Here is a 24,382-nt window from a genome sequence, read left to right as displayed (position 1 = left end):
CCCTCGCGAAGTATCGGAGCGAGGAACGAGCGGAGAACTTCGTGGGGAGTTCAGAAGTAGCCCTCCTTCTTGCGGTCCTCCATGGCTGCCTCCGAGATGCGGTCGTCGGCGCGCGTGGCGCCGCGCTCGGTCAGCGTCGAGGCGGCCACCTCGAGGACGATCTCGGCATTGGTGCGGGCCGGTGACTCGACGGCCCCCGTGCACGACATGTCACCGACGGTGCGGTAGCGCACGAGCCTGGTCTCGACGGTCTCGTCGTCGCGTGGCAGGCTCACGGGCCCGACGGCGAGCCACATGCCGTCACGGTTGAAGACCTCGCGCTCGTGGGCGTAGTAGAGGGGCGCGAGCGGGATGTCCTCGCGGTCGATGTAGCGCCAGATGTCGACCTCGGTCCAGTTGCTGATCGGGAAGACGCGAACGTGCTCACCCGGCCGGTGCCTCGGGTTGAAGAGGTTCCACAGCTCGGGGCGCTGGTTCTTGGGGTCCCACTGCCCGAACTCGTCACGGAGAGAGACGATGCGCTCCTTGGCGCGCGCCTTCTCCTCGTCGCGCCGGCCACCGCCGAAGACCCCGTCGAAGCGGTTGTCGTTGATGGCGTCGAGCAGGGGCAGCGTCTGCAGCGGGTTGCGCGTGCCGTCGGCGCGGTCGCGCAGGCGGCCGTCGTCGATGTAGTCCTGCACGCTCGCCACGACGAGGCGCAGCCCGAGCCGCTCGACCGTCTCGTCGCGGTAGGCGAGCACCTCGGGGAAGTTGTGACCCGTGTCGACGTGCAGCACGGGGAAGGGGATCGGCGCCGGCCAGAAGGCCTTGGCCGCGAGGTGCAGCATGACGACGGAGTCCTTGCCGCCGCTGAAGAGCAGCGCGGGGCGCTCGAGCTCGCCGGCCATCTCGCGGATGACGAGGATCGACTCGGCCTCGAGAGCGTCGAGGTGGCTGAGCCGCCGGTCGTCGGCGCTGCCCGCGAGTGCGCTCAGGAACGCCGGGTCGCCCGCGGCGCTGTCGTCGCCGGTGACCCGGGTGGCTGGGGTGCTGGTCGTCGTCATGTGTGGAGTCCGCACTCGGTCTTGGCGAAGCCGGCCCACCGGCCGGCTCGGGGGTCCTCGCCGGGCTCGACCCGGCGGGTGCACGGCTCGCAGCCGATCGACGGGTAGCCGTCGGAGAGAAGGGAGTTGACCTCGACCTGGTGCTCGCCGGCGTAGGCGAGGAGCTCGTCGAAGGTCCACGCCGCGAGCGGGTTGATCTTGACGAGACCGTTCTTGTCGTCCCACGTCACGAGCGGTGCGTCAGCCCGGGTCGGGCCCTCGTCGCGCCGCACGCCCGTCACCCACGCCTCGTAGAGCGGGAGGGTGCGGGCGAGGGGCTCGACCTTGCGCATCTGGCAGCAGAGCGCCGGGTCGCGCTCGTAGAGGCGGGGGTCGAACTTCTCGTCCTGCTCGGCGACCGTGAGCTCGGGCATCACGTTGACGAGCGTGATCGGCAGGTCCTCCGCGACGATGTCGCGGGTGACGATCGTGTCGGAGAAGTGGTAGCCGGTCTCAAGGAAGAGCACGTCGACGCCGGGCGCGAAACGCGAGACGACGTGGGGCAGCACGGCGTCGGCCATCGAGCAGGCGACCGCCAGCGTGCCGTCGAAGTGGAGGGCGGCCCAGGCCGCGACCTCGTCGGCGGTCGGCTCGTGCTCGGGGTCGGCCGCCAGCGTCGCGTTGAAGTCGTCGACGATCGCCTTGAGCTCGGTCTCCGAGCGCCGCTTGCGCGGGACCTTGGGGGTGGCCAGAGGGACTGCGCTCACAGGAGTGCTCCTTCGTCTGCTCGACGGGTCCACGACGAGAACGTCTCGCCGGACTCGCGCTGGTCGAGGAAGGTCCGCACGACGCGCTCGACGTAGTCGGGCAGGTCGTCGGCAGTGACCTTGAGGCCGCGGACGGTGCGGCCGAGGCCCGCCTCGTCGCGGTCGACGGAGGCCAGACCGCCTCCGAGGTGCACCTGGAAGCCGGGCACCTGCTCGCCCTCGATCGTCACGAGCTGACCCTTGAGACCGATGTCGGCGACCTGGATGCGGGCGCACGAGTTGGGGCAGCCGTTGACGTTGAGGCTGATCGGGGTGTCGAGCTTCGGCGCCACGTCGGCGAGCCGCTGCTCGAGGGCTGCGATGGTCGTCGCCGCCGTCGCCTTGGTCTCGACGATGGCGAGCTTGCAGAACTCGATGCCGGTGCAGGCCATCGTGTGCCGACGGAAGGGGCTCGGCGCCGTCGAGAGTCCGAGCTTCTCGAGTCGGCTCACGACACCGCGCACCCGGCGGCCGGGCACGTCGAGCAGCACGAGCTTCTGGTGCGGCGTCAGGCGCAGCCGGTCGGAGCCGACGGACTCCATGATGTCGGCCAGACCGGCGAGCACGTCGCCGCTGATGCGCCCGACGGTGGGGGCGGCGCCGACGTAGCGGTTGCCGTCCTTCTGCAGGTGCACGCCGACGTGGTCGCCGGGCCCGCTGGCCGGGGCCGGGGGCGGGCCGTCGGGCAGCTCGCGACCGAGGTACTCGTCCTGCAGCACCTGGCGGAACTTCTCCGGGCCCCACTCGGCGAGGAGGAACTTCAGGCGCGCCTTGTTGCGCAGCCGGCGGTAGCCGTAGTCGCGGAAGACGCGGATGACACCGTGCCAGACCTCGGCAGCCTCCTCGGGCCGCACGAAGACGCCGACGCGCTCGGCGAGGCGCGGCGCCGTCGAGAGGCCACCGCCGACCCACAGGTCGTAGCCGACGCCCAGCTCGGGGTGCACGACCCCGACGAGGGAGATGTCGTTGATCTCGTGCACGACGTCGAGACTCGGGTGCCCGGTGATGGCCGACTTGAACTTGCGGGGGAGGTTGGCGAGCTCGGGGTCACCGATATAGCGATCGAGGATCTCGTCGATCACCGGCGTCGGGTCGATGAGCTCGTCCTTCGCGACCCCGGCGAGCGGGCTGCCGAGGATGACGCGGGGGGTGTCGCCGCACGCCTCGGTCGTCTGCAGCCCGACGGCCTCGAGGCGGCGCCAGATCTCGGGCACGTCCTCGACGCGGATCCAGTGGTACTGGATGTTCTGACGGTCGCTGATGTCGGCGGTGCCGCGGGCGAAGTCCTGGCTGATCTCTGCGAGAACGCGCACCTGGGCCAGCGAGACGGCGCCGCCGTCGAGCCGGACGCGCAGCATGAAGTACTCGTCCGACAGCTCGGTGTCGTCGAGCTGGGCCGTGCGGCCGCCGTCGATGCCCGGCTTGCGCTGCGTGTAGAGACCCCACCAGCGGAAGCGGCCCGAGAGGTCCTGCGGCGGGATCGAGGCGAAACCCTCGCGGGAGTAGATCTGCTCGATCCGCTCACGAACGTTGAGCCCGCCGTCCTCCTGCTTCCACGTCTCGTTGGCGTTGAGCGGGTCGGTGCCGTCGACCTTCCACTGCCCGTTGGAGCGTCCGGCGCGGGGCGGACGGGTCGCTGCCCGGGTGGGCGCGGACGCGGAGTCGGTGACGGTCATGTAATCGAATGTATAACCGTCGCTTATCTACGCCCAAACGGGTCCGGCATCCGGCCCATCCCCACCCATGACGTGGGATATGCCGCGGGCAGGCCCCGAGGGCCGGGTCAGACCGCCGGCGCACCACCGCGGGCCCGGAACACGTGCCGCCCGTCCGGTGCGAACGGGAGCAGGTTGACCGCATGATGCACGACGACGACGAGGCCGGGGAGGGCGAGCAGCGGCCACGACACCGCCATCGCCGCACCGACGACGCCCACGAGGGACAACCCCGAGACGGCCCCGGCAACCGGGCCGGCCAGTGCGATGACACGGGTGTCGACGGGCGCCAATGCGGGGGCCAGCACCGCGAGCCCGGCACCGCGGCGAACGAGCCGCACGCGAGACGACTCCGCCCCCCGCGCGACCGCCGCGGCTGCGTGGCCGAGCTCGTGCACGGCATACGACACCCAGACAGCGACCGTGAGCGGCACGAGGGGCCTTGTCTGCGGGAAGACCGCGGCGATGAGCACGGCGGTGACGACGAGCGGGCCGCCCCACCACGACGTCCACCAGAGCGCCCTGCCCAGCAGGGCGAGCCCCCACCACCGCGTGGGGCCGGCAGCGCTCATGCCACGGCCGAGCCGCGGCGACGGGCGAGCGAGAGGGTGGCCAGGCCGGCCACCAGCAGCAGGCCGAGCGCCAGCGGCTCGAAGACCGACGCCTCGATCGGGAGCCGCTCGGCGAGCAGGACACCTCCGACGACGACGAGAGCGGAGGTGACCACGGCGAGCACGTCGACGGCCACCCAGGTCGAGGACTCCCCCCGCACCACGGGGGTGACGTGCCCCCAGAAGAGCGACGCCGCGAAGACGATGGCGACGAGGGGCCACTGGACGAGCTGCGGCGGGAGGCCGACGAGCAGCCCGACGACGACCTGGAGCGCGACGGCCCCGGCGACGAGCGCCCCGGCGGCCAGCAGCTGCGAGACGACATCACGTCGCGTGGCCGGAGCAGCGGCGGCGCGCCACTGTCGCGCCCCCCGGGTCACCCCGAAGGGATACGCCGCCGTGAGCGCCGGCAGGCCGATGGCATAGACGGCGAAGATCTCGGCCGGCAGCTGCGACACCCAGGAGGCGCCGCGCAAGAGGGCCGGAGCCGAGGCGGCGAAGCCGAGCCACATAACGACACTCGGCTCGCGCAACGTCGCCACGAGGGTCACCGTGCCGAGCCCGAGCGGCCCGCGCCGCGACGGTCGGCGCAGCCACGCCGCCGGACGCTCGACCACGGTGCGCTGCTCCCCGGCCGGGAGCCGGACCAGCGCCCACAGCGTCAGCGCGATGAGCACTGCGAGCGTCGCCCACATGACCGGTGTCAGCCAGCCCGGCACGAGTGCGGACCCCACGAGTCGGCGCCAGACCGGCGGTGAGGTCACATCGGCTGCCGAGGGCTGACTGAGCTTCATCGTGAGCCCGCCGAGGACGACCGTCACGGCACTGGCGAGACCGGTGGCCAGCATGCGGGAGGCCCGGAGGTGGCTGAGCAACGCGACGACGGCAAGGCAGACGGCGCGACCGACGAAGAGGCCCGAAACCGTGAGCGCGAACGCGCCGACGAGCCGGGTCGCCACGATGCCCACGGTGAGCTCGCCCTGGAGCACGTTGACCGACATCGGGATGCTGAGCACCGCCCCCGCGACGGCGAAGAGCCCGAACATCGGCAGCTCGGTGCCGAGACGACGGACCCCGCGAGAGAGGCCTGAGGGAGCGATGAAGACCCCGAGGTCGTCACCGTCGGGCATCGTCAGGCCGAGCAGCGCCGCCATCACCAGCCCGATGACGAACAGCACGATGCTGAGTGACGGTGCGAGCGCCAGCATGGGCTGGGCGCCGACAGGGGTGGCGGCACCGGCACTGACGACCACCGCGGCCTCCACGGCCAGCACCCCCACCGCGAGCAGGGCGGCGACGGTCCGGAACCGGGTCCGCCCTCCACAGATCACGGAGGCGCGGTTGACCCACGTGCGCACGACGGCGCGGGAGAGGCCGAGGAGGGCGCGGCGGTCGCTCATCTCGTCTGCGGGCGCGCCCCGCCGCCCAGGCTCTCGTCCGCGGTGCGGCCCCGCCGACCCCAGGGGAGGGAGCCGAGCGCTGTCAGCACGAGCCAGAGCAGCAGGGTCTCGACCAGCGAGAACCCGAAGCCGATCGAGGAGGCGTCCGCGGTCTCGGTGACGGTCACCGAGAGCAGTCCCCAGATCGACAGGTCGGCGCTCAGGACGAGCGCCACGATGAGCTGCACGACCATGGCCACGAGGATGGCAGCGGCGGAGAAGGTCGCGGCCGCAATGATCCGGCGGCCCGTCGTGGTCGTTTTCATTGGTGCCTCCAGAAGTGTTGCGTGCATTTCTTTGACGGGCGTCTGCCATTCATCGGTGTCCCTTTCGCAAGACAATTCGTGCCGGCCCTTTCACGAGACGAGGTCTCGGGCCAGGTGCAGGTCTGCGATGTCACCCTTCGTGCGTTCGACGACGACGTCGAGGCAGGTGAGGATGAGGTAGCGCGCCGACAGGTCGGCCTCGCCGTCGAGCACCTGCTCCAGCGGGCCCGAGCCGACGAGACGTCCACCGTCGACGACGAGCACGTCGTCGGCGAGCTGCTGGGCCCGCAGCAGGTCGTGCGTCGCGATGAGCACCGTGCCCGCTCGGGCGAACTCCGTGATGAGGTGCGAGAGCACCGAGGTGGCCACCGGGTCGAGGCCGCGGAAGGGCTCGTCGAGCACCCAGACGCTGGGACGGTGACCGAGCGAGCCGATGACCTGGAGCTTGCGCTTCATGCCGTGCGAGTACTCGGCGACGAGACGGTCGAGGGCGTCGCCGAGGCCGAGGAGCTCGGTGAGCTGGTCGACGAGGGTGACGTCCCATTCGCGGTGCGAGGACTGCAGCAGATCGAGTGCCTCGCGGCCGGTGAGGTTGACCGGGAGCGGAAGGTCGTCATAGACGAATCCGATCTCCTCACAAGCGTTTCGGGAGCCTGACACCTCGCCGTCGACGGTGATGGCGCCCTCCGTCGGGGTGATGAGGCCGACGATGCAGTGGACCAGGGTGGACTTGCCGGCGCCGTTGGGTCCGAGCAGGCAGGTGATCCGCCCGGGGGCCACGCGCGCCCTGACGTCCGTCAGGGCGGCGTGGCTCCCGTAGTGATGGGACACCCGGTCGATGCGGATCTCGGTCATGGCGGGTGTCCCTTCAGGGAGTCAGTTCAGGCGGAGTGACGCGGGATGCGAGGCGAGGGCCTCAGACACACTTGATCTCGACGCGGATGCCGACCGGGATCCAGCCCTTGTACCAGCGGGAGACGTTGAAGTCGATGACGCCGCCGCTGCGACCGCGGCTGATGCAGTAGATCGCCAGGGCCGCGGCGCCGATGATGAAGATGCCGAGGATGAAGACGACGATCCAGATGGCGCGGTACTCGCTGTCGAGCCGCCGACCCACCGCCGCCTGGGCGCGCAGTCGGGCCCCCAGAAGGGCGCTGGTCGTGCTGAACTGTGCTTCGGTGACCATGCTCATGTCTTTTCCCTGCTTTCTCGCTTCTCGTGGCCAGAGCCGTTTCCCTGAACCCGAGAGAAAGGTATGGAGCGGCCTCGCTGGAGCTCCAGCACCTATTTGATATCCGAATGCGGCGCCTGCGCGGCACTCTTGCTGAGTCGCTGGCCGAGCATGACGATGGCCTCGGCGACCATGAGTCGCTCACGGCCCTCGGGGGTCAGGCGCAGCGGCAGGGAGTCGCGGTCGAAGAGCGGGACCCCGAGCTCCTGCTCCATGTGGCGGATCTGCTGCGTGACCGCCGGCTGTGAGTAGCCCAGATAGGTGGCGGCCCGGCTGACCGAGCCGGTCTCTGCGACAGCGATGAAGGCTCTGAGATGGCGCTGGTCGAACATGGATCCCCCTGTGGCGAACGTCGGGAACCAGAGCCCGACACCTCTCGCAACCTAGGACCTCACGCGCGCCTCTGACGGTCGGCGGTGTGGCACCAACTGGTCATGGCACCTTCTGTCCCGGTCAGCCCGGTCAGCCCGGTCAGCCCGGTCTGCCCGGTCTGCCCGGTCAGGGTGCCGCGTCGGTGCCGGAGGTCACCCGGTCCATCAGGCCGGTGACGGTGGCCAGGTAGCGCTGCGAGCCGTTGTAGGACAGGACGGCCCGGTCGAGGTCGGACCGGCGGGACAGGTCCCTGCCTCCCGCACAGAGGTAGCGAGCCGCCGAGAGGGTCGCGTCCTCGATGTTCTGGGGGTCGGCCACCCCGTCGCCGTTGCCGTCGCTGCCCCACGCCCGCCACGTGCCGGGGATGAACTGCATCGGTCCGACCGCGCGGTCCCAGACGGGGTCACCGTCGAGCCTGCCGCCGTCGGAGTCACGGATCGCGGCGAAACCGCTGCCGTTGAGCGCCACCCCGATCACCGGGGGCACCACGTTGTGGCGAGCATCGAGCGAGCGACCGCGCAGGGAGGACGACTCGACCTCACCGATGGCAGCGAGGAGAGCGACCGGCATACGGCAGGAGGCGGGTGCCGCCTTGGCGGCCCACGTGTAGGCCACCCACAGCAGCTGCTCCTTGGTCAGGGCGGCAGGACTGTTGGCCGCGTCGGCGGGCACGCTGACGGCCGTGGGTGCGCGGAGGTCGGCCGGCGGCTGCCAGGCGGGGCCGTCGGCACCCGTCACGCCCGTCGCGCCCTGCGCCGGAGCTGGGGGAGCGGCTGTGCCGGCGGGGCTCGGCACCCCGCCGGGCTGGGTCGAGCCGACGACGTAGGCGGCCGCGAGGCGCACGTGGTCGAAGAACGGGGCGACGACGGCGCCCGTCACCTGGCCGACCGTGGAGGCACCGCCTGCCTCGGGGTCGCCCGCCGACCCGGGCGTGGGGCCGAAGGGGTCGGCCCGCTCGGGCTCCGCGGTCGGGGTCGGAGTCGGAGCGGGCGCAGGGGAGCCGGCTGCCGTCGCCGGGGCGACCCCCAGCACCGCGCTCGCCGCCAGCGCGGCGCAGGCGAACGACACGCTCGTCGCGACCCCGCCGCTGCGCCTCATGCCCTCACCACGCTCCGTGCTCCGGTCCCCGGTCCGTCACCTCCAGTAGAGCCCCCATCGGCGCGGAGCGCGAGAGGAATCCACAGACCGGTCACGGCAGGGCGGCCGGGCCGCCCGCCGGACCGGGACGTTCAGGACGCCTTGACCGCCAGGACGCTGCACCCGGCGTCGAGCAGCACCTGCTGGGCCGTGCTGCCGGTCACGAGCTTGCCCACCGGTGAGCGACGCCGGACGCCGATGACGACGAGGTCGGCGCCCACCTGCTCGGCGACGCCGAGGATCTCGTCGGCCGCCACGAGCCCCGAGGTGGGCTGGCGCACGTCGTGCGGGATGTCGGCGTTGGCGAGCTGGAGGTCGATGGAGTCGATCTCCTCCGCCGAGGCGAAGGTCGCGTCGGCGTAGTTGCCGGCGCGTCCGGTGTTGACCACCGTCAGGTGCCCACCACCCTCCTTGGCGAGCGAGATGGCGGCCTCGAGCGCGGCGAGGCCCTCGGGGGTCGGGATGTAGCCGACGACGATCTGCGTGAACATGCTGCTCCTAGGGTCGGATCCTGACGAACTCTTGCACGGGACGGGCGAGCCGGCCCGCCGGAGCGCCTCGTGCCGAGATGGGCGACGCGGCCCGGGCACGCTGCGGCCTAGCAGAAGCGGGCGTAGAAGTCGGGCAGAGCCCGCCTGTAGCCGGCGAGCAGCTCACGTGCCACGGTGACGGAGTCGACGAGCGGGTGCAGGGCGATGGCCTGTGCCGCAACGGATTTCGACCCCTCCACCACGGCGCGGATCACGAGCTCGTCGACGGCCTTGACCTGCAGGGCCAGCCCGAGGGCCGACCCGGTCAGCGGGCTGACCGGCAGCGGGGTCGGGCCCGAGGAGTCGACCCGGCACGGCACCTCGACCACGGCGTCGTCGGGCAGCCCCGGCACGGCGCCACCGTTGCGCACGTTGAGGATCAGCCGGGCCGGCTCGTCACGCGCGATCGCCGCCATCAGGGCAAGGGCGACTCCCTCGTAGCCGCCACCCTCGACGTCCGCAGCCGCCCGCTCCGCGCCCTCGCCGTCGGTGGCCTCGCGGGTCTCCTGCATGTAGGTCGCATTGCGCTCGCGCCGCACCGCGTCCCAGCGGTCGAAGGCACCCGTGGGCGAATTCGCCACTGCTGCATAGAAGCTCGTCTGCTGGGCGAGAAGGAACTCGCCACGCGTGCTCTCGCCAGACCTGATCTGCGCGATCGCGTCGCGGGTGAAGTAGTAGTAGTAGAGGTACTCGTTGGGGATCATCCCGAGCGACTGGAGCCAGTCGGTGCCGAAGAGGTGGCCCTCCTCGATCGATCCGAGCGCGCGTGCGTCCGCCAGCAGCTCGGGCAGCAGGTCGCGGCCGTCGAGGCGCAGCCCCGAAAGCCAGCCGAGGTGGTTGAGCCCGGCGTAGTCGATCTCGAGGTCGGCGAGGTCGTGGCCAAGCGCGCCGGCCGCCCGCCGCGCGAGCCCGAGCGGCGAGTCGCAGATGCCGACGACGCGGTCGCCGAGCACCGACTGCATCGCCTGCGTCACGACACCCGCCGGGTTGGTGAAGTTGATGACCCACGCCTCGGGGGCGAGCGCCTGCACCCGGCGGGCGATGTGCAGGGCGGCCGGCACGCTCCGCAGCCCGTAGCCGACCCCGCCCGCGCCCGTCGTCTCCTGCCCGAGCAACCCGAGACCGAGGGCGAGCCGTTCGTCGACCGTGCGCCCCTCGAGGCCACCGACCCGGATCGCCGAGAAGACGAAGTCGCCGCCGTCGAGCGCCCGGTCGAGGTCGGTCGTGACGCTGACCGCCGGGGCCCCCTCGCGACCGGCGCTCGCGGCCTCCAGGACGTGGCCCATGACGGCCAACCTCGTGGCGTCGGTGTCGTGCAGCACGACCTCGGTCACCCGTCGCTCGGACGTGTCGCCGAGCAGGGCGCCGTGCACGAGGGGCACGCGGAAGCCGCCGCCGCCGAGCACCACCAACCTCATGACGCCACCACCCTCGTGACGGTAGCAAGCAGCGGCACCCGGGCGGGCGGCATACCGGCGTCGGCCTCGTTAATCCGCACGTGCCCGGGGCGGCGGTGCGCGATCATGGGGGCGTGCCGCACCACAGCTTCGACCCGCTCGCGGGTCGGCGGACCGACGCCGACCCGGAGATCGACGTGTTCGTGTGGGGCACCGTCTTCCTCGACATGATCTTCGCCGGGCTGCCGCACGCGCCCCGGCCCGGCACGGAGGTGTGGGCCGAGGGGCTGGCGTCCTGCCCGGGCGGCATCGCCAACCTCGCGGTCGCGACGCGGCGGCTGGGGCTGCGCACGTCGCTCGCGGCGGCCTTCAGCGACGACGACTACGGCGACTTCTGCTGGCGCACGCTCGAGGAGCAGGAGCACATCGACCTCGGTCGCAGCCGGCGCTTCGCCGACTGGCACAGCCCGGTGACCGTGTCGATGTCGGTCGACCACGACCGCAGCATGGTCTCGCACGGCCACCCGGCGCCGGTGTCGGCGAGCGAGCTCATCGGCACTCCGCCGCGCTCGCGCGCCGTCATGGTCGACCTCGCCGAGGACGAGGCCTTCGGCGGCTCGGAGGCGACGTGGGTCGACGTCGCCCGCTCGCAGGGGGCGCTCGTCTTTGCCGATGTCGGCTGGGACCCGCACCAGCGGTGGCCCCGGCACGTGCTCGACCGCCTCGCCCGCGTCGACGTCTTCATGCCCAACGCCGTCGAGGCGATGGCCTACACCGGCACGAGCTCGCCGGTCGAGGCCGTCTATGCCCTCGCCGACCGCGTGCCCGTCGCCATCGTCACCGACGGCGCCGACGGGGCCCTCGGCATCGACGCGCGCACCGGCGAGGAGGCGCGCGTGCCCTCGTTGCGCGTGCACGAGGTCGACCCGACGGGGGCGGGGGACGTCTTCGGGGCGGCCCTGCTCGTCGGCACGCTCGCCGAGTGGCCGCTCGAGCAGCGCATGACGTTCGCCAGCCTGTGCGCGGGGCTCGCCCTGGAGCAGTACGGCGGTTCGCTCGCCGCACCGGGCTGGGGCGACCTTTCCGACTGGTGGACCGCCCTCGTCTCCGACCCGAGCGGCGACGCCTACCATCGCTCGCTGCGCCGCCGCTTCGCGTTCCTCGACGACATCGTGCCGCGCGTCCCCGTCAGCGCGTGCCGCCGGGCCAGCGCCACGATCGCTCGCCGCGCCGACGTGCCGGCGCTCGACTGAGCACACCGACCCCGAGCCCGTATGCCGTCCGGCCCGGTCACGCTGCCGTGCGACCGCTGCGTGGGGCCGCCGACAGGCGACGAGGGGCGGGCGTCAGTCGACCACGTCGATGAGCCGGCGCAGCGCGGCGACGTGGTCCCGCACTGCCTTCCGGCCGGCGGGGGTGAGGCCGATCCAGGTCGTCCGCCGCCCTGCCCGGCTGCCCTTGCGGATGTGCAGGTAGCCCGCCTCGGCCAGGGCCGACACGTGCTTCGACATCACCGAGTCGCTGACGTCCAGGACGTCGCGCAGCGCCGAGAACTCTGCCTCCGACACCGCGGACAGCGACGTCACGAGCTGCAGGCGGGCCGGGGCGTGGATCAGCGGGTCGAGCTCGGCCATCAGCCGACGACCAGCAGTGCCGCGAGGCCCAGACACGCGAGCACGGCGAGCGCAGCGAGCATCCGCGGCGAGACTCCGCCGGCGTGCGCGACCGGATCGCCGCGGTAGGCGTGCCACCACTGGCGGGCGCCGAGCGCGTAGCCGGCTCCCCCGACCACGGCTGCCACCGCGACGACCCACCACACCGACTCGAAGGCTGCCCACGTGGCAGCGGCGAGCGCAGCGAGGTAGACGACCGACGAGGTGGCGTTGGTGCCGAGCAGCACCTGACTGGCGAGCCCGTCGACCCTGACCCCGTTGATCCGGCGGAACCGGTGCAGTGAGACAGCGGCCACGAGCAGGAAGACCGCCAGCCCGGCCAGCAGGACCGCGAGCCCGGCTGCGGTCTGCTGCGCGATGCCATAGGCAGCCGTGCCGATCTGCAGCGCGACGGCGACGCCGAGCAGGGGATGGAGTCCGGTCGGCAGCCGAAGGTCGGCGGTCAGACGCCGGGGCGACTGGTCCGCCACGGAGAGCAGGGATCGGGCCTCGTCCGGGTCCGGCTGGGGCTGCATACTTTCCATGTCGGAAAGTATGCGCGCAACTTTCCAGATTGGCAAGTAGCCCGCGTCGTCGGGGACACCTACGCTGCAGGGGTGGCGGTGAACCGGAGTCGCAGAGCCGTGGCAGCCCGGCGACGCAAGCGCCGGATGGATCGCGTCGAGCACGACCTCAGCGACGAGCAGTGGGCAGCGCTCAAGGTCCTCTGGGGCGGGTGCGCCTACTGCGGCGCGACCGACAGACCCCTGCAGCGTGACTGCGTGCTGGCCCTCTCCCGCGGTGGCCGCTACACGCTCGACAACATTGCTCCTGCCTGCAGCTCCTGCAACGCCAGCAAGTGCAACGACGAGGTCACCGGCTGGCTGCGCCGCAAGCGTCTGGACGAGCGCGCCTTCCTCGAGCGCCACGTGGAGATCAGGGCGGAGCTGGCCGTGCGATTCGCGGCGCCATGACCGGGTCGACCGGGTCACCGCGGGGCGTGCCGGCACGACCCGACCTCCCCGTCGACGTCCAGGGCCTCGCCGCCGTCGACCTCGTCGGCGCCCAGCTGCAGGACTGGCTCTTCGAGCGGGACGCCTTCTCGTGGACGCTGCTCGTCGGAGACGCCGAGCGCGGTCACGAGCTCGTGGCGATCACCTACGTCGGCGCCGTCGTGCTCCATGCCAACCGGTGCGACCTCGATGCGGCGGTCGCCGACGCCGCTGAGGTGGCGCGGTCGGAGGTGGGGCCCGCCGAGGAGGGTGGCTACGAGCACCACGTGACGGTGCGCGCGGCATACCGCCTCGTCGTGCGCTTCTGGAGCGTCGACGTGCGTCGGATGCCCGCCCCCGACCACCTCCGCCGCCCCTGACCCCCCAATCGAAAGAGCAATCCGCGCGCCACCCCAATCGAAAGAGCGATCCGCGCGCCACCCCAATCGAGAGAGCAATTCGTCCGGACGCAGACGCGGACGAATCGCTCTCTCGATCACGAGGTCAATCGAAAGAGCGATCCGCGCGGACCCGGACGCGGACGAATCGCTCTCTCGATCACGAGGTCAATCGAAAGAGCGATCCGCGCGGACCCGGACGCGGACGAATCGCTCTCTCGATCACGAGGTCGATCGAAAGAGCGATCCGCGCGGACCCGGACGCGGACGAATCGCTCTCTCGATCACGAGGTCGATCGAAAGAGCGATCCGCGCGGACCCGGACGCGGACGTATCGCTCTTTCGATCAGAGGGGGAGGCGGTCGGCGAGGAGGAGGAACCAGTGGCGCGAGAAGCAGCGGATCTTGACGTGCCCGCCGTCGCTCCACTCGACCCAGGTCGGCATGCCGCACTCGGGGCAGTAGAGGGCGACGGACTCGTCGGCGGGGAGCGGCGGCGCAGCCGGAGCGGCGTGGTCGCGCGGGTGTCGCTGGTGCTGCGTGGCCATGGCCGTCCTCCGTCCGCGTGTGCTGAAGGACAGAGACCCGGGAGGAACGGCTGATACCGCCACCATCAGCCGAGGAGGGCGGTCTCGTCCCAGTCGCAGCCACACGACCCGCGCAGCATGAGGCGCGTCGGGAGCACCTGCGGGTGCACGTCGAAGGTTCGCCCCTCGATGCGCTCGTGGAGGCGGATCGCCGCCCATCGCCCGAGCTCGCGCATCGGCTGCTGCACCGTGGTCAGCCCCGGTGCGAGGTAGCGCGAGGTCATGATGTCGTCGAAGCCCACGACCGCCAGCTCGTCGGGCACCGAGCGGCCGGCCCGCGCCAGGAGCACCATCGTGGCGAGCGCGAGCTCGTCGTTGGCGCAGACCAGCCCGTCGACCGTGGTGCCGCCCGCCTCGATCGCCTCGATCGCGGCGAGCACCGTGCGGCCGTGCATCTCCTCATAGCCCACCCGCACGGGGGGAGCCACCTGGGACCCGCGGCGCCGGGCGAGGGCGTGATGGAAGCCGCGGTAGCGCTCGGAGATGTCGTGCGAGCCCTCGGGGTCGCCGACGAAGACGAGCGAGCGCCGGCCGTGGTCGAGCAGGTGGCGGGTGAGCTCGGCCGAGCTGATGAAGTTCTCGACCTGCACCGCGTCGCAGCCCTCGATGGCGTCGCGCGCCACGAGCACGGTCGGCGTCGACCGCGACACCTGGCGCACCATCGCGTCACTGATCGTGTCGTTGCCGATGACGATGCCGTCGATGCGGCCGAGGATCTTGCGGACCGCGGCCTCCTTGTCCTTGGAGGCGTCGCACACGACGACGACCGTCGACTGCCCGTCGGCGGCCGCGGTCGACTCGAAGCCGGAGAGCAGCTCGGAGTAGTAGGGGCCGCGTAGCCCTGGCAGCACGAGCCCGAGGGTCTCGTGGGTGGGTCGGTCGACGGGCCTGGCCGCGCGGAGCGGCACGTACTCGAGCTCCTCGACGGCCCGCAGCACCCGCTGCCGGGTGCGCGCCGACGCGGGGGTCGAGCCGTTGAGCACCCGCGAGACGGTCGCGATGGACACACCAGCGCGCTCGGCCACGGTGTAGATCGTGACCGGGCGCGCGTCGTCGTGCTCGAGGGACACCGGGCTCCTTCTTCCGGGGTCCACTGTGCACGGCGCCGTGCCCTCCCACAAGCAGAGCCGAGGGCTCTGCCCCGCAGGGGTATGCCGTCAGAACGGGTTGGGGATCGCGTCCAGCAGGGTGCGGGTGTAGTCGTCCTGCGGGTCGCGGATGACATCGAGGGTGGGCCCCTGCTCGACGACCTTGCCGCCGTTGAGCACGATCACCTCGTCGGAGAGCATCCGCGCGCTCAGCAGGTCGTGGGTGATGTAGAGGATGCCGACGTTGTTCTCCTTGACGAGGTCGTTGAGCAGCTCGAGCACCTCCGCCCGGATCGACACGTCGAGGCTCGAGATCGGCTCGTCGGCGACGATGACCTCGGGCTCGACCGCAAGCGCCTTCGCGATGATGACCCGCTGGCGCTGGCCTCCGGACAGCTCGTAGCCGTAGCGGTTGATGAAGCGGTCGGCCGGGGTGAGAGCGACCCGCTCGAGCAGCTCCTTGACCCGCTCGCGCAGCTCCTCGCCCTTGAGGCCCTGGTAGTTCACCAGCGGGCGAGAGAGGACGTAGCCGAGTCGCTTGGCCGGGTTGATCGAGCTGTAGGGGTCCTGGAAGACCATCTGCACGTCGCCGCGGTAGGCCCGCAGGGCCCGACCCTTGTAGCCCGAGACGAGCTTGTCTCCCTCGGGCCCGTGGAAGACGATGCGACCCTCGGTCGGGGCCTCGACCCCGGTGATCATCTTGGCCAGGGTCGACTTGCCGCTGCCGCTCTGGCCGACGAGCGCCGTCACCTCACCACGCCGCAGCTCGAAGCTGACGTCGCTCACAGCCTCGGTGCGGGTCACGGTGAAGCCACGCCGACGCTCGAAGACCTTCGAGACGTGCTCGACGGACAGCACGACCTCGTTGTCGAGGGCGCTGCGCGACTCCTCGGCGGTCTTGACGAACTGCGGCCCCTCGAAGCCGCGCTTCGGCTCCCCGAACTCGGCAGCCCCGGCTTCCGTGCGCTGCAGGACGGCGACGTGGCACGCCGCCCGTCCGCCGCTGAGCGGCACGAGGGGAGGGTCGGTCGTGACGCAGCGGTCGATGCGCTCCGGGCAGCGCGGCGCGAAGCTGCACCCGACGAAGTCGCGGCTGAGGTCCGGTGGCCGCCCCGGCACGTAGGTGATCTTGATGGTCTCCTCGCGCGGATCGCCGTAGGAGCCGAGCAGCCCCTTGGTGTAGGGGTGCAGCGGCTCCCGCAGCAGCGCGGCCGTGCTCTGGTCCTCGACGATGCGACCGGCATACATCACGAGCACGCGGTCGGAGAGGTCGAGCACGGTGCCGATGTCGTGGCTGATGAAGAGCACGGCGAAGCCCTGCTCTGCCTGGAGCCGGCGGACGTTCTCGAGGATCGAGTGCTGCACGACGACGTCGAGCCCCGTCGTGGGCTCGTCGAGCAGGATGAACTTCGGGTCGAGCGCGAGCGCGAGCGCAAGGTTGACCCGCTGGCGCATGCCGCCGGAGAGCTCGTGCGGGAAGGCCGTCATGAACTTCGGGTCGATGATGACCATGTCGAAGAGCTCACGGATGCGCCTCGTGACGGCCTCACCGCGCAGGCTCGAGTGCTGCTCGATCGCGTCGCGGAACTGCCCCTCGATGCGGACCACCGGGTTGAGGGAGTTCATGCTGCTCTGGAAGACCGTCGAGATGTCGCGCCACCGCAGCGCGCGCAGGTCGTCCTCGGGCAGGTCGGTGATGTCGGTGCCGTTGAAGCTGATCGACCCGCCGCTGATGCGGCCGGGACGCTGCAGGAGGCGCAGCAGCGCGGTGCCGAGGGTGGTCTTGCCCGAGCCGGACTCGCCGATGAGACCCACGAACTCGCCGGGCTCGATGGCGAAGCTGACACCCTGGACGGCGTCCAGTGGACGCGAGGCCTTGGGCTCGTAGCGGACGCTCAGGTCACGGACGTCGAGCAGTGTCATGCGTCCTCCCGCAGGTGGGGGTTGCTCAGGAGGTCGACTCCGAAGTTGATGAAGGTCGTCGCAGTCATGAGGATCGCGAGGACGGCGCCGGGCACGAAGACCCAGAGCCACAGCCCCTGAGCGATCGCCCCCTGGGCGTTGGACTGGTAGAGCATCGTGCCCCACGAGACGCTCCGGCTGTCGCCGAGACCGAGGGCAGCGAGGCCAGCCTCGGCGGCGATGGCACCGGTGGCGGCGCCGACGAAGCTTGCGAGCACGAGCGAGCTCATGTTGGGCATGATCTCGCGGAAGACGACGCGCCACGTGCCCTCACCCGAGAACTTTGCGGCCGTGACGAAGTCGCGGTTGCGCAGGGTGATGATCTGGGCGCGCTTCGCCCGGGCCGCGCCGGCCCACGACGTGATCGACACGACCCCGACGATGAGCCAGAGCCCTCGCACCTCCGAGTAGGCGACCAGGGTGATGATGAGCGGGAAGACCGGGATGACGATGAAGACGTTGGTGACGAAGGAGAGCAGGTCGTCGAGCAGGGTGCCTTCTGCATAGCCCGAGATGAGGCCGACGACGGTCGCGATGATCGTGGCAAACAGTCCGCCGAAAAGTCCGACGAGCAAGGAGATTCGCGTGCCGTAGATGAGCTGCGACGCGATGTCCTGGCCACTCGTGGTGGTGCCCAGCCAGTTCGTCGAGCTCGGACCCGCGAGCGGCTCGAAGGAGGCGTCAAGGGGGTCGTGGGGCGCGATGAGCGGCGCGAAGACGGCGACGAACACATAGATCGCCAGGATGATGATGCCGACCCGGGCCTTCTTGCTGCTCCAGATCACCTGCCACCACTGGTCCGGCTTCGCTGCGTCGCTCACCTGCTCGACAGCGAGCTCCTGCCCTGGCTCCCCCGCGGCCATGAAGTCCTCCCCCGGGGTTGGCACAGGGGTCATGTTGCCGGTCATCCTTCAGCCCTCCTTGCACGCGGGTCGAGCACGCCGTAGAGCAGGTCCGCGACGAGGTTGGCCACGAGGGTGGCCACTGCCGTCAGCAGCATGAGTGCCTGAAGCAGCGGGTAGTCCCGGTATTCGACCGCCTCACCCATGAGGCGTCCGAGGCCGGGGTAGTCGAAGACGGTTTCGACGAGGATGGCCCCGCCGAGCACGCCACCGAGGGCGAGCGCGAAGCCGGTGACGCTCGGGAGGAGCGCGTTCCGCGCTGCGTACTTCAGCGCCACGTGACGGTCGGGCAGGCCCTTGGCCTTGGCGAGCCGGATGTAGTCCTCACCGAGGTTCATGATCATGGTGTTGCGCATGCCGAGGATCCAGCCGATCGGCGTGACGATGAGCAGGGCGAAGGCGGGCAGGAACGCGTGCGAGATCGCCTCTTGGATGAAGGGCCAGTTCCAGCCCGGGGTGGCCTCCTCGTAGCCTCCCGAGGTCGGGAACCAGCCGAGGGTGTAGCCGAAGACGTAGAGCAGGAGCAGGCCGATCCAGAACGGCTGGAGGGTTCCGAGGAAGGTGGAGCCGAGAGTGACCACCGAGTCGAAGCGCGAGTTGCGGCGCCACGCGGCATACGCCCCGAGCACGACGCCGACGACGAAGGAGATCACCTGGACGATGGTGACCAGGACGACCGTCCACCAGAACGCCTGCGCGATCACCTCGGTGACGGAGTACGGGTAGTAGGTGTAGGAGAGCCCGAAGTTGCCGTGCACGAGCTCACCGAGGTAGGTGACGTACTGCTCCCACAGCGAGCCGTCGGGCGCACCGAGCATGGCTCGCATCGCCTCGACCTGGGCCTGGTCGAGGGCGGCGTCCTTGCCGGCCAACCGCTTCACCATGATCTCGGCGGGGTCGCCGGGCTGCAGGCGGGGGATGAGGAAGTTCAGGGTCACGACCGCCCACAGCGTGGCGACGAAGAAGCCGAACTTCCTTGCGACGTAGATCATGTGGGCCTCCCGACCCGGGCCGGGGCGGCTCGTCGAGCCGCCCCGGCACGCGTGGGGTCGGTCACTTCGGGGCAGTGAGGTGGGTCATCCAGAGGAGCCGGTCGTCGGACGGGTTCGCGTACGGGTCCTCCTCGCTGGGCCAGCCGACCGCCTTGTCGGTGCGGTAGAGGATGCGAGCCGGCGCGTAGATGAGCGCCGTGACGGGGTAGCGCGTCATCATCGTCTCGACCAGGGGCTCGAGCGCTGCCTTCTGCGCCTCCTTGTCGGTCTGCGCGGCGAGCTTGTCGACGGCGGCGTCGACTGCCGGGTCCTTGAAGCGCTGCACGTTGGGCAGGATCTCGGTCTTCGTCGGGATCTGCGTGCTCAGCAGCTTGGTGCCCATGTTCTTGGCCAGCTCGCAACCACCGTGGAGGTACTCGAGCATGAGCTGGAACTCACCGGTCTTCTTCTGGCCGTCGACCGAGTCGGGGGCCGAGGCGGTCACCTTGGCGTTGACGCCGGAGTCGTTGAGACCCTTGACGACCACGTCGGCGATGGCCTGGTAGTCGATGAAGCCCGCCTGCACCGAGAAGTTGACCGCGAGCGGCGAGCCGTCGGGGTTGGTGCGCTTGCCGTCGGCGCCCTTCGTGTAGCCCGCCGCGTCGAGCAGCTCGTTCGCCTTGGCGAGGTCGAAGGGCACGACCGTGTCCTTGCCGGCGTACTTTGCCGGCATCAGCGACTCCATCGACGGCAGCTTGAGTCCCGTCTGGCTGGCCGGCTTCATGACACCGTAGGTCGCCTTGAGGGAGATCTCCTCCTTGTTCATCGCGTATGAGATGGCCTCGCGGAACTTCTCGTCGTTGAACGGCGCCTTCTCGGTGTTGCCCGTGAGCACGGTCATGCCGTTGGGCGCGTAGTAGAAGTGGTTGTTCTTCGGGTCGACGTCGACGAAGGTCTTCTTGGGGTTGGGGACCTCGCCGAAGTAGGCGTCGAGCTGGCCGGAGCGCAGCTTGAGCGCCGCCTGCGCCGCGTCGTACTGCCCCTCGAGCACGAGCTTCTCGACCTTGACCTTGTCGGCCTGCCAGTAGTCGGGGCGCCGCTCGAGGACGAGCTGGCGGCCGTTGTAGCTGCCGACCTTGAAGGGGCCCGTCGCGACCGGGGTCTTGTCGACGTACTTCGTCGGGTCGCCGACCTTGGAGTAGATGTGCTCGGGCAGCATCTTGGTGCTGATGATCCCGTCGTACTTCGGGGCGGCGTTGCCCGAGAAGGTGATGACGACCTTGTTGCCCTCGGCGACGACCGACGTGGCCGGCGCACCGAAGGTGTCGTTCCAGAGACCGGCCTTGTCGAAGGCGGGGTACTGCTTCATGAGGTTGAAGGTGAAGGCGACGTCCTTGGCCGTGAAGGGCTTGCCGTCACTCCACTTGACCCCCTGGCGGATGTCGAAGGTGAGCTTCTCGCCGCCCTCCCACGTCGCCTTCTCGGCCAGCCACGGCGTCTCCTCGCAGGTGAGGTTGTTGCGCACGATGAGCGGCTCGTAGAGCCACGTCGCGGTGAGCGGCTTGGGCGAGTTGGGGTTGTAGTTCACGAGTCCCCCGACGGCCGCATCGGCCTCGGAGGGGAACGTCAGCTGGGCGATCATGCCGTCTGCAGACGCGGCTGCATCCTTCTGCGCCGCGCTTCCTGCGCAGGCGCTCAGGCCGAGTGACACGGCAACTGCCAGGACGAGGGGCGTGGATCGAGTGCGCATCGTTGCGTCCTCCCATGTGGTGATTGGGGCCCAACGTAATGGCCGAAAGGGGTCTGTCAACGGGTCGGACGGCATGAAACTACTTTCATGGCCCGACCGTGGGGGACAGCCGCTTTCATTTGTTTTCAAGGGGATTCGAGGGGGCGAAGGTCAGAGCCTCCTGATAGGAAGGTGTGGTGCTCGACGAAGACGCCGTCCTGACCGCCCTGTCGCACCAAGTGCTCACGAGCCCCTCCGGTGTGACGGCAGAGGTGCTGCACCACGGCGCCCTCCACCGGCTCGAGGCCCATGGCCTGAGCCTGCTGCTCCAACCGGCCACCGTCGCCGAGGCGGGCCTGACCAACGTCCACCTGCGGGTGCACGGACCCGACGGCCTCAGCCGACGTCCGCTCCTCGGACCCGGCAGCGGCTCGACAGTGCGGCTCGGGGACCGCGAGGTCATCGTCGAGGGCACCCACGCCGACGTCGACTACCGTCTCGCGCTGCGCCTCGGGTCCGAGCAGGCGACGTGGCACTGGCTCCTCGAGGTGACCAACACCCGCGCGACCGCCGTGACCGTCGACGCCGTGCTGACGCACGACCCCGCCCTCGCGCCGATGGGCGCGGTGCGCACCAACGAGTACTACGTCAGCCAGTATCTCGACCTCTCGCCCGTGCAGACGGCAGAGCAGGGCGTCGCCGTCGCCGTGCGGCAGAACATGCCGGGTGAGCGGGCGCCGTGGCTCATGGTCGGCACGCTCGGCCACGGTGAGTCCTGGGCGACCGACGCGCTGCAGCTCGTCGAGCGCACGCCCGAGGGTGTCGTCTGGCGCGGTCTCGACGCCCCGTCGCTGCCGAGCCGCCGCCTCCAGCACGAGCACTCGCTCATCGCCGTGCAGGACCAGCCGACCGAGCTCGCCCCCGGCCAGACCCACCTCACCGGTTTCTGGGGCATCGCCCTGCCCGACCACCCCGAGGCGACCTCGGACGCTGACGCGCGCTGGGCGGAGGTCGCCCTGCACGATGCCCCCTCGACCCGCGAAGACGAGCCCGTCGTGGTGGGCACCGACGCGGGCACGCTCTGGTCGTCGGCTCCCGCGCACGCCGCGACACCGCTCGACCACGACGCCCTCGACCGGCCCGGCCTGCTCACCGAGCGCACCCACGTCGAGACCGACGCCGACGGCAACGAGATCGCGTGGACGGTCAGGGGTGGCCAACTCGTCACTGCCGCAAAGGATCTCGTCGTCCTTCGACCCCATGGCCACATCCTGCGCACCGGCGACACCCTGACGCCCGACTCACGCGGGCTCACCTCCACGGTGTGGATGGCCGGGACGTTCCACTCCCAGATCACCCGTGGGCACGTCGGCCGCGACCCCGTGGCCACCGGCCGCCGCACCTACCTCGGCCTCCAGCGCGCGCACGGCGTCCGCGCCTTCGTCGACGACGGGTCAGGCGGCTGGCAGCTGCTCGAGACCCCGAGCGCGTGGTTCGTCGGTCTCGACCACTGCACGTGGTGGTATGCCGCCGCGTCGGGTGACACGGTCGAGGTGACCTCGAGCGCCCCGGCCGACGACGACGCCCTCGGGCTCCGCATCACCCAGAGCGGCGGTCCTGCACGACGGATCCTCCTCGCCTGGCAGGTGGCCGACGACCTCAGTGACCCGCCGACCGTGACCGTGACCGGGAGCGGTGCGCACCTGCGCTCCGCCGGTGCGCCCCACGCCTGGGACCTCACCTGGTCGGCCCCCGGTGATGCCGAGGTCGGCGACGCACGCCTCCAGGCCGACGGCACCCTGCGCGGCCCGGGCTGGCTCACCGTGCTCTTCGACCCCGTCGACACCATCGCGCTGACGCTCGTGGCCGGCCCGCCCGAGCCCGCCGGGCTCGAGGTGCACTCGCCGACGCCCGGCCTGGGGCAGGCCTTCTGGTCACGCACCGCCGAAGCCGTCTCGCTGACGAGCACGACCGACGAGCACCGCTCCCGAGCCGAGCAGCTGTCGGCCGCGCTGCCCTTCTTCGTGCACAACGCCCTCATCCACTACCTCTCGCCGCGCGGGCTCGAGCAGTTCTCCGGCGGCGCCTGGGGCACGCGCGACATCAGCCAGGGGCCCGTCGGGCTCCTCACCGCCCTCGGTGACCAGGACTCGGTGCGCGACGTGCTGCTGCGCCTCTTCCGCGCCCAGAACGCCCGCGGCGACTGGCCGCAGGCCTTCGACTTCCTGCCGCCGCTGCCCTCGTCGGGGCAGCAGGACTCGCACGGCGACGTCGTCTTCTGGCCCGTCCTCGCGGCGGGTGACTACCTGCGCACGACGGGCGACGTCAGCCTGCTCGACGAGCGACTGCCCTTCGTCGGCGACGACGGGCTCACCGGCGACGCGTCGGTCACCGAGCACCTGCGGCGGGCGATCGCACGCATCACGGAGTGCACGGTCCCGGGGAGCCCGCTCCCCGCATACGGCCACGGCGACTGGAACGACTCGCTCCAGCCGGCCGACCCGGCCCTCGCCGCACGCCTGGTGTCGACGTGGACCGCGGTGCTGCAGACGCAGGCTCTGCGCACGCTCGCCGAGGGGCTGCGCGCCACCGGCGCACCGGGTGCCGAGGCCACCGACCTCGCGGCCGAGGCCGATGCGCTCGCGACCCGCACCCACGAGGCGATCAGCGCCCGGCTCGAGCTCGACCCGGTGCTGCCGGGCTACCTGCTGCACCACGACGACGGCACCGTCGAGCCCCTCGTGCACCCCAGCGACGAGCGCACCGGGCTGCACTACGGCGTGCTCCCGTGGATCCACGCGATCAGCGCCGACCTGCTCACCCCGGAGCAGGCCCGCCACCACCTCGACCTCATCGAGGAGCACCTGCTCGGCCCCGACGGCGCGCGGCTCTTCGACCGGCCGGTCGGCTACGTCGGCGGACCGATGGCGATCTTCCAGCGCGCCGAGGCGAGCACCTTCTGGGGCCGCGAGATCGGTCTGATGTACGTCCACGCCCACCTGCGCTACGCGGAGGCGCTCGCCCGCGTCGGCGACGGCGACGCACTGCTCACCGCGCTGGCCAAGGCCAGCCCGGTCGGTATCGAAACGCTGGTGCCACAGGCCCGCCCGCGCCAGACCAGCTGCTACTACTCCTCCTCCGACGGCGCCTTCACCGATCGCTACGAGGCACAGGAGCGCTACCCGGCACTCCTCGCCGGTGACGTGCCGCTCGAGGGCGGCTGGCGGGTCTACTCCTCCGGTCCGGGCCTCGTGCTGCGCCTCGTTACGGAGGTGCTGCTCGGCTTCCGCACGCGCGGTGAGCGCATCGAGGTCGACCCGGTGCTGCCCCCGGGCAGCGAGCTCGTCGCCCACCTGCCGGTCGGCGGTCGACCCGCCGTCGTGCGCTTCACGGCCGGCCCGCTCGGTCACGGGGTGCGCCGCATCAGCGTCGCCGGGCGGGACCTCGAGCTCGAGCCGCTGACCAACCCCTACCGTGAGCCCGGAGTCGCCGTCGCAGCCGCTGCCCTCGTGGGCGGCCCAGCGGCGCCTGCGGACCCCGAGCACCTCGTCGAGATCGTTGTGGAGACCCACTGAC

At 71.0% G+C, this 24,382-nt stretch carries 24 protein-coding genes; 4 read left to right on the top strand and 20 right to left on the bottom strand.

What is annotated here, in order from left to right:
* Positions 1 to 50 precede the first annotated feature (50 nt).
* From cysD to LG278_RS01430, 12 genes are all read right to left on the bottom strand, one after another.
* Positions 51 to 1,043, bottom strand: a complete 993-nt coding sequence (cysD, locus tag LG278_RS01485; RefSeq protein ID WP_404390226.1) for a sulfate adenylyltransferase subunit CysD — start codon at positions 1,041 to 1,043, stop codon at positions 51 to 53.
* The gene (locus tag LG278_RS01480) at positions 1,040 to 1,789 is read right to left on the bottom strand and encodes a phosphoadenylyl-sulfate reductase (RefSeq protein WP_404390224.1); all 750 of its coding nucleotides are present in this window, start codon (positions 1,787 to 1,789) and stop codon (positions 1,040 to 1,042) included. The genes cysD and LG278_RS01480 overlap by 4 nt, the downstream gene beginning before the upstream one ends.
* Entirely contained in the window at positions 1,786 to 3,504 is a 1,719-nt protein-coding gene (locus tag LG278_RS01475) for a nitrite/sulfite reductase (RefSeq protein ID WP_404390222.1), read from the bottom strand. Before LG278_RS01475 ends, LG278_RS01480 begins: the two co-directional genes overlap by 4 nt.
* Positions 3,505 to 3,611: 107 nt before the next feature.
* Positions 3,612 to 4,115: a M50 family metallopeptidase gene (locus tag LG278_RS01470; RefSeq protein ID WP_404390220.1), complete on the bottom strand. Its 504-nt coding sequence runs from the start codon at positions 4,113 to 4,115 to the stop codon at positions 3,612 to 3,614.
* On the bottom strand, positions 4,112 to 5,554 hold the full coding sequence (locus tag LG278_RS01465) for a hypothetical protein (protein WP_404390218.1): 1,443 nt from the start codon (positions 5,552 to 5,554) through the stop codon (positions 4,112 to 4,114). Before LG278_RS01465 ends, LG278_RS01470 begins: the two co-directional genes overlap by 4 nt.
* Complete coding sequence (locus tag LG278_RS01460) at positions 5,551 to 5,859, bottom strand: hypothetical protein (protein WP_404390216.1); 309 nt, start codon at positions 5,857 to 5,859, stop codon at positions 5,551 to 5,553. Before LG278_RS01460 ends, LG278_RS01465 begins: the two co-directional genes overlap by 4 nt.
* Before the next feature lie 90 nt (positions 5,860 to 5,949).
* Complete coding sequence (locus LG278_RS01455) at positions 5,950 to 6,714, bottom strand: ABC transporter ATP-binding protein (RefSeq protein ID WP_404390214.1); 765 nt, start codon at positions 6,712 to 6,714, stop codon at positions 5,950 to 5,952.
* 61 nt (positions 6,715 to 6,775) lie between these two features.
* The gene (locus LG278_RS01450) at positions 6,776 to 7,051 is read right to left on the bottom strand and encodes a hypothetical protein (protein WP_404390212.1); all 276 of its coding nucleotides are present in this window, start codon (positions 7,049 to 7,051) and stop codon (positions 6,776 to 6,778) included.
* Between the two features lie 92 nt (positions 7,052 to 7,143).
* Positions 7,144 to 7,422, bottom strand: a complete 279-nt coding sequence (locus LG278_RS01445; protein WP_404390211.1) for a LysR family transcriptional regulator — start codon at positions 7,420 to 7,422, stop codon at positions 7,144 to 7,146.
* A gap of 166 nt (positions 7,423 to 7,588) precedes the next feature.
* Complete coding sequence (locus tag LG278_RS01440; protein WP_404390209.1) at positions 7,589 to 8,560, bottom strand: lytic transglycosylase domain-containing protein; 972 nt, start codon at positions 8,558 to 8,560, stop codon at positions 7,589 to 7,591.
* A gap of 131 nt (positions 8,561 to 8,691) precedes the next feature.
* Positions 8,692 to 9,090 (bottom strand): universal stress protein, encoded by a 399-nt coding sequence (locus LG278_RS01435; RefSeq protein WP_404390207.1) that lies wholly within the window; start codon positions 9,088 to 9,090, stop codon positions 8,692 to 8,694.
* 107 nt (positions 9,091 to 9,197) lie between these two features.
* Positions 9,198 to 10,547, bottom strand: a complete 1,350-nt coding sequence (locus LG278_RS01430; RefSeq protein WP_404390205.1) for a 6-phospho-beta-glucosidase — start codon at positions 10,545 to 10,547, stop codon at positions 9,198 to 9,200.
* A 113-nt stretch (positions 10,548 to 10,660) separates the two neighbouring features.
* Here LG278_RS01430 and LG278_RS01425 point away from each other — a divergent pair, with 113 nt between their 5' ends.
* Positions 10,661 to 11,779 (top strand): carbohydrate kinase family protein, encoded by a 1,119-nt coding sequence (locus tag LG278_RS01425; RefSeq protein ID WP_404390203.1) that lies wholly within the window; start codon positions 10,661 to 10,663, stop codon positions 11,777 to 11,779.
* 93 nt (positions 11,780 to 11,872) lie between these two features.
* Here the strand turns inward: LG278_RS01425 and LG278_RS01420 are convergent, their stop codons facing one another.
* On the bottom strand, positions 11,873 to 12,160 hold the full coding sequence (locus tag LG278_RS01420) for a transcriptional regulator (RefSeq protein ID WP_404390201.1): 288 nt from the start codon (positions 12,158 to 12,160) through the stop codon (positions 11,873 to 11,875).
* Positions 12,160 to 12,723: a hypothetical protein gene (locus LG278_RS01415; RefSeq protein ID WP_404390199.1), complete on the bottom strand. Its 564-nt coding sequence runs from the start codon at positions 12,721 to 12,723 to the stop codon at positions 12,160 to 12,162. Before LG278_RS01415 ends, LG278_RS01420 begins: the two co-directional genes overlap by 1 nt.
* Before the next feature lie 72 nt (positions 12,724 to 12,795).
* Here LG278_RS01415 and LG278_RS01410 point away from each other — a divergent pair, with 72 nt between their 5' ends.
* Positions 12,796 to 13,152 (top strand): HNH endonuclease, encoded by a 357-nt coding sequence (locus tag LG278_RS01410; RefSeq protein ID WP_404390197.1) that lies wholly within the window; start codon positions 12,796 to 12,798, stop codon positions 13,150 to 13,152.
* A complete protein-coding gene (locus LG278_RS01405; RefSeq protein WP_404390195.1) occupies positions 13,149 to 13,550 on the top strand; it encodes a hypothetical protein in 402 nt (133 codons plus the stop codon). The genes LG278_RS01410 and LG278_RS01405 overlap by 4 nt, the downstream gene beginning before the upstream one ends.
* 364 nt (positions 13,551 to 13,914) lie before the next feature.
* Here the strand turns inward: LG278_RS01405 and LG278_RS01400 are convergent, their stop codons facing one another.
* From LG278_RS01400 to LG278_RS01375, 6 genes are all read right to left on the bottom strand, one after another.
* Positions 13,915 to 14,115 carry a hypothetical protein gene (locus LG278_RS01400; RefSeq protein ID WP_404390193.1) on the bottom strand — a complete coding sequence of 67 codons (201 nt, stop codon included), beginning with the start codon at positions 14,113 to 14,115 and terminating at the stop codon, positions 13,915 to 13,917.
* 65 nt (positions 14,116 to 14,180) lie between these two features.
* Positions 14,181 to 15,224 (bottom strand): LacI family DNA-binding transcriptional regulator, encoded by a 1,044-nt coding sequence (locus LG278_RS01395; RefSeq protein ID WP_404390191.1) that lies wholly within the window; start codon positions 15,222 to 15,224, stop codon positions 14,181 to 14,183.
* Positions 15,225 to 15,311: 87 nt separating this feature from the next.
* Complete coding sequence (locus LG278_RS01390; protein WP_404390189.1) at positions 15,312 to 17,165, bottom strand: dipeptide ABC transporter ATP-binding protein; 1,854 nt, start codon at positions 17,163 to 17,165, stop codon at positions 15,312 to 15,314.
* Complete coding sequence (locus tag LG278_RS01385; RefSeq protein ID WP_404390187.1) at positions 17,162 to 18,100, bottom strand: ABC transporter permease; 939 nt, start codon at positions 18,098 to 18,100, stop codon at positions 17,162 to 17,164. Before LG278_RS01385 ends, LG278_RS01390 begins: the two co-directional genes overlap by 4 nt.
* A gap of 8 nt (positions 18,101 to 18,108) precedes the next feature.
* Complete coding sequence (locus tag LG278_RS01380; protein WP_404390186.1) at positions 18,109 to 19,098, bottom strand: ABC transporter permease; 990 nt, start codon at positions 19,096 to 19,098, stop codon at positions 18,109 to 18,111.
* A gap of 61 nt (positions 19,099 to 19,159) precedes the next feature.
* Positions 19,160 to 20,827, bottom strand: a complete 1,668-nt coding sequence (locus tag LG278_RS01375; RefSeq protein ID WP_404390184.1) for an ABC transporter substrate-binding protein — start codon at positions 20,825 to 20,827, stop codon at positions 19,160 to 19,162.
* A 176-nt stretch (positions 20,828 to 21,003) separates the two neighbouring features.
* Here LG278_RS01375 and LG278_RS01370 point away from each other — a divergent pair, with 176 nt between their 5' ends.
* Positions 21,004 to 24,381 carry a GH36-type glycosyl hydrolase domain-containing protein gene (locus LG278_RS01370; RefSeq protein ID WP_404390182.1) on the top strand — a complete coding sequence of 1,126 codons (3,378 nt, stop codon included), beginning with the start codon at positions 21,004 to 21,006 and terminating at the stop codon, positions 24,379 to 24,381.
* The last annotated feature ends 1 nt before the right edge of the window (position 24,382 follow it).

This window comes from Humibacillus xanthopallidus (assembly GCF_044793955.1).
Taxonomy (GTDB): Bacteria; Actinomycetota; Actinomycetes; order Actinomycetales; family Dermatophilaceae; genus Humibacillus; species Humibacillus xanthopallidus_C.
The sequence above is the reverse complement of the archived record's forward strand: the minus strand, read 5'-3'. Positions and strand labels throughout refer to the sequence as shown.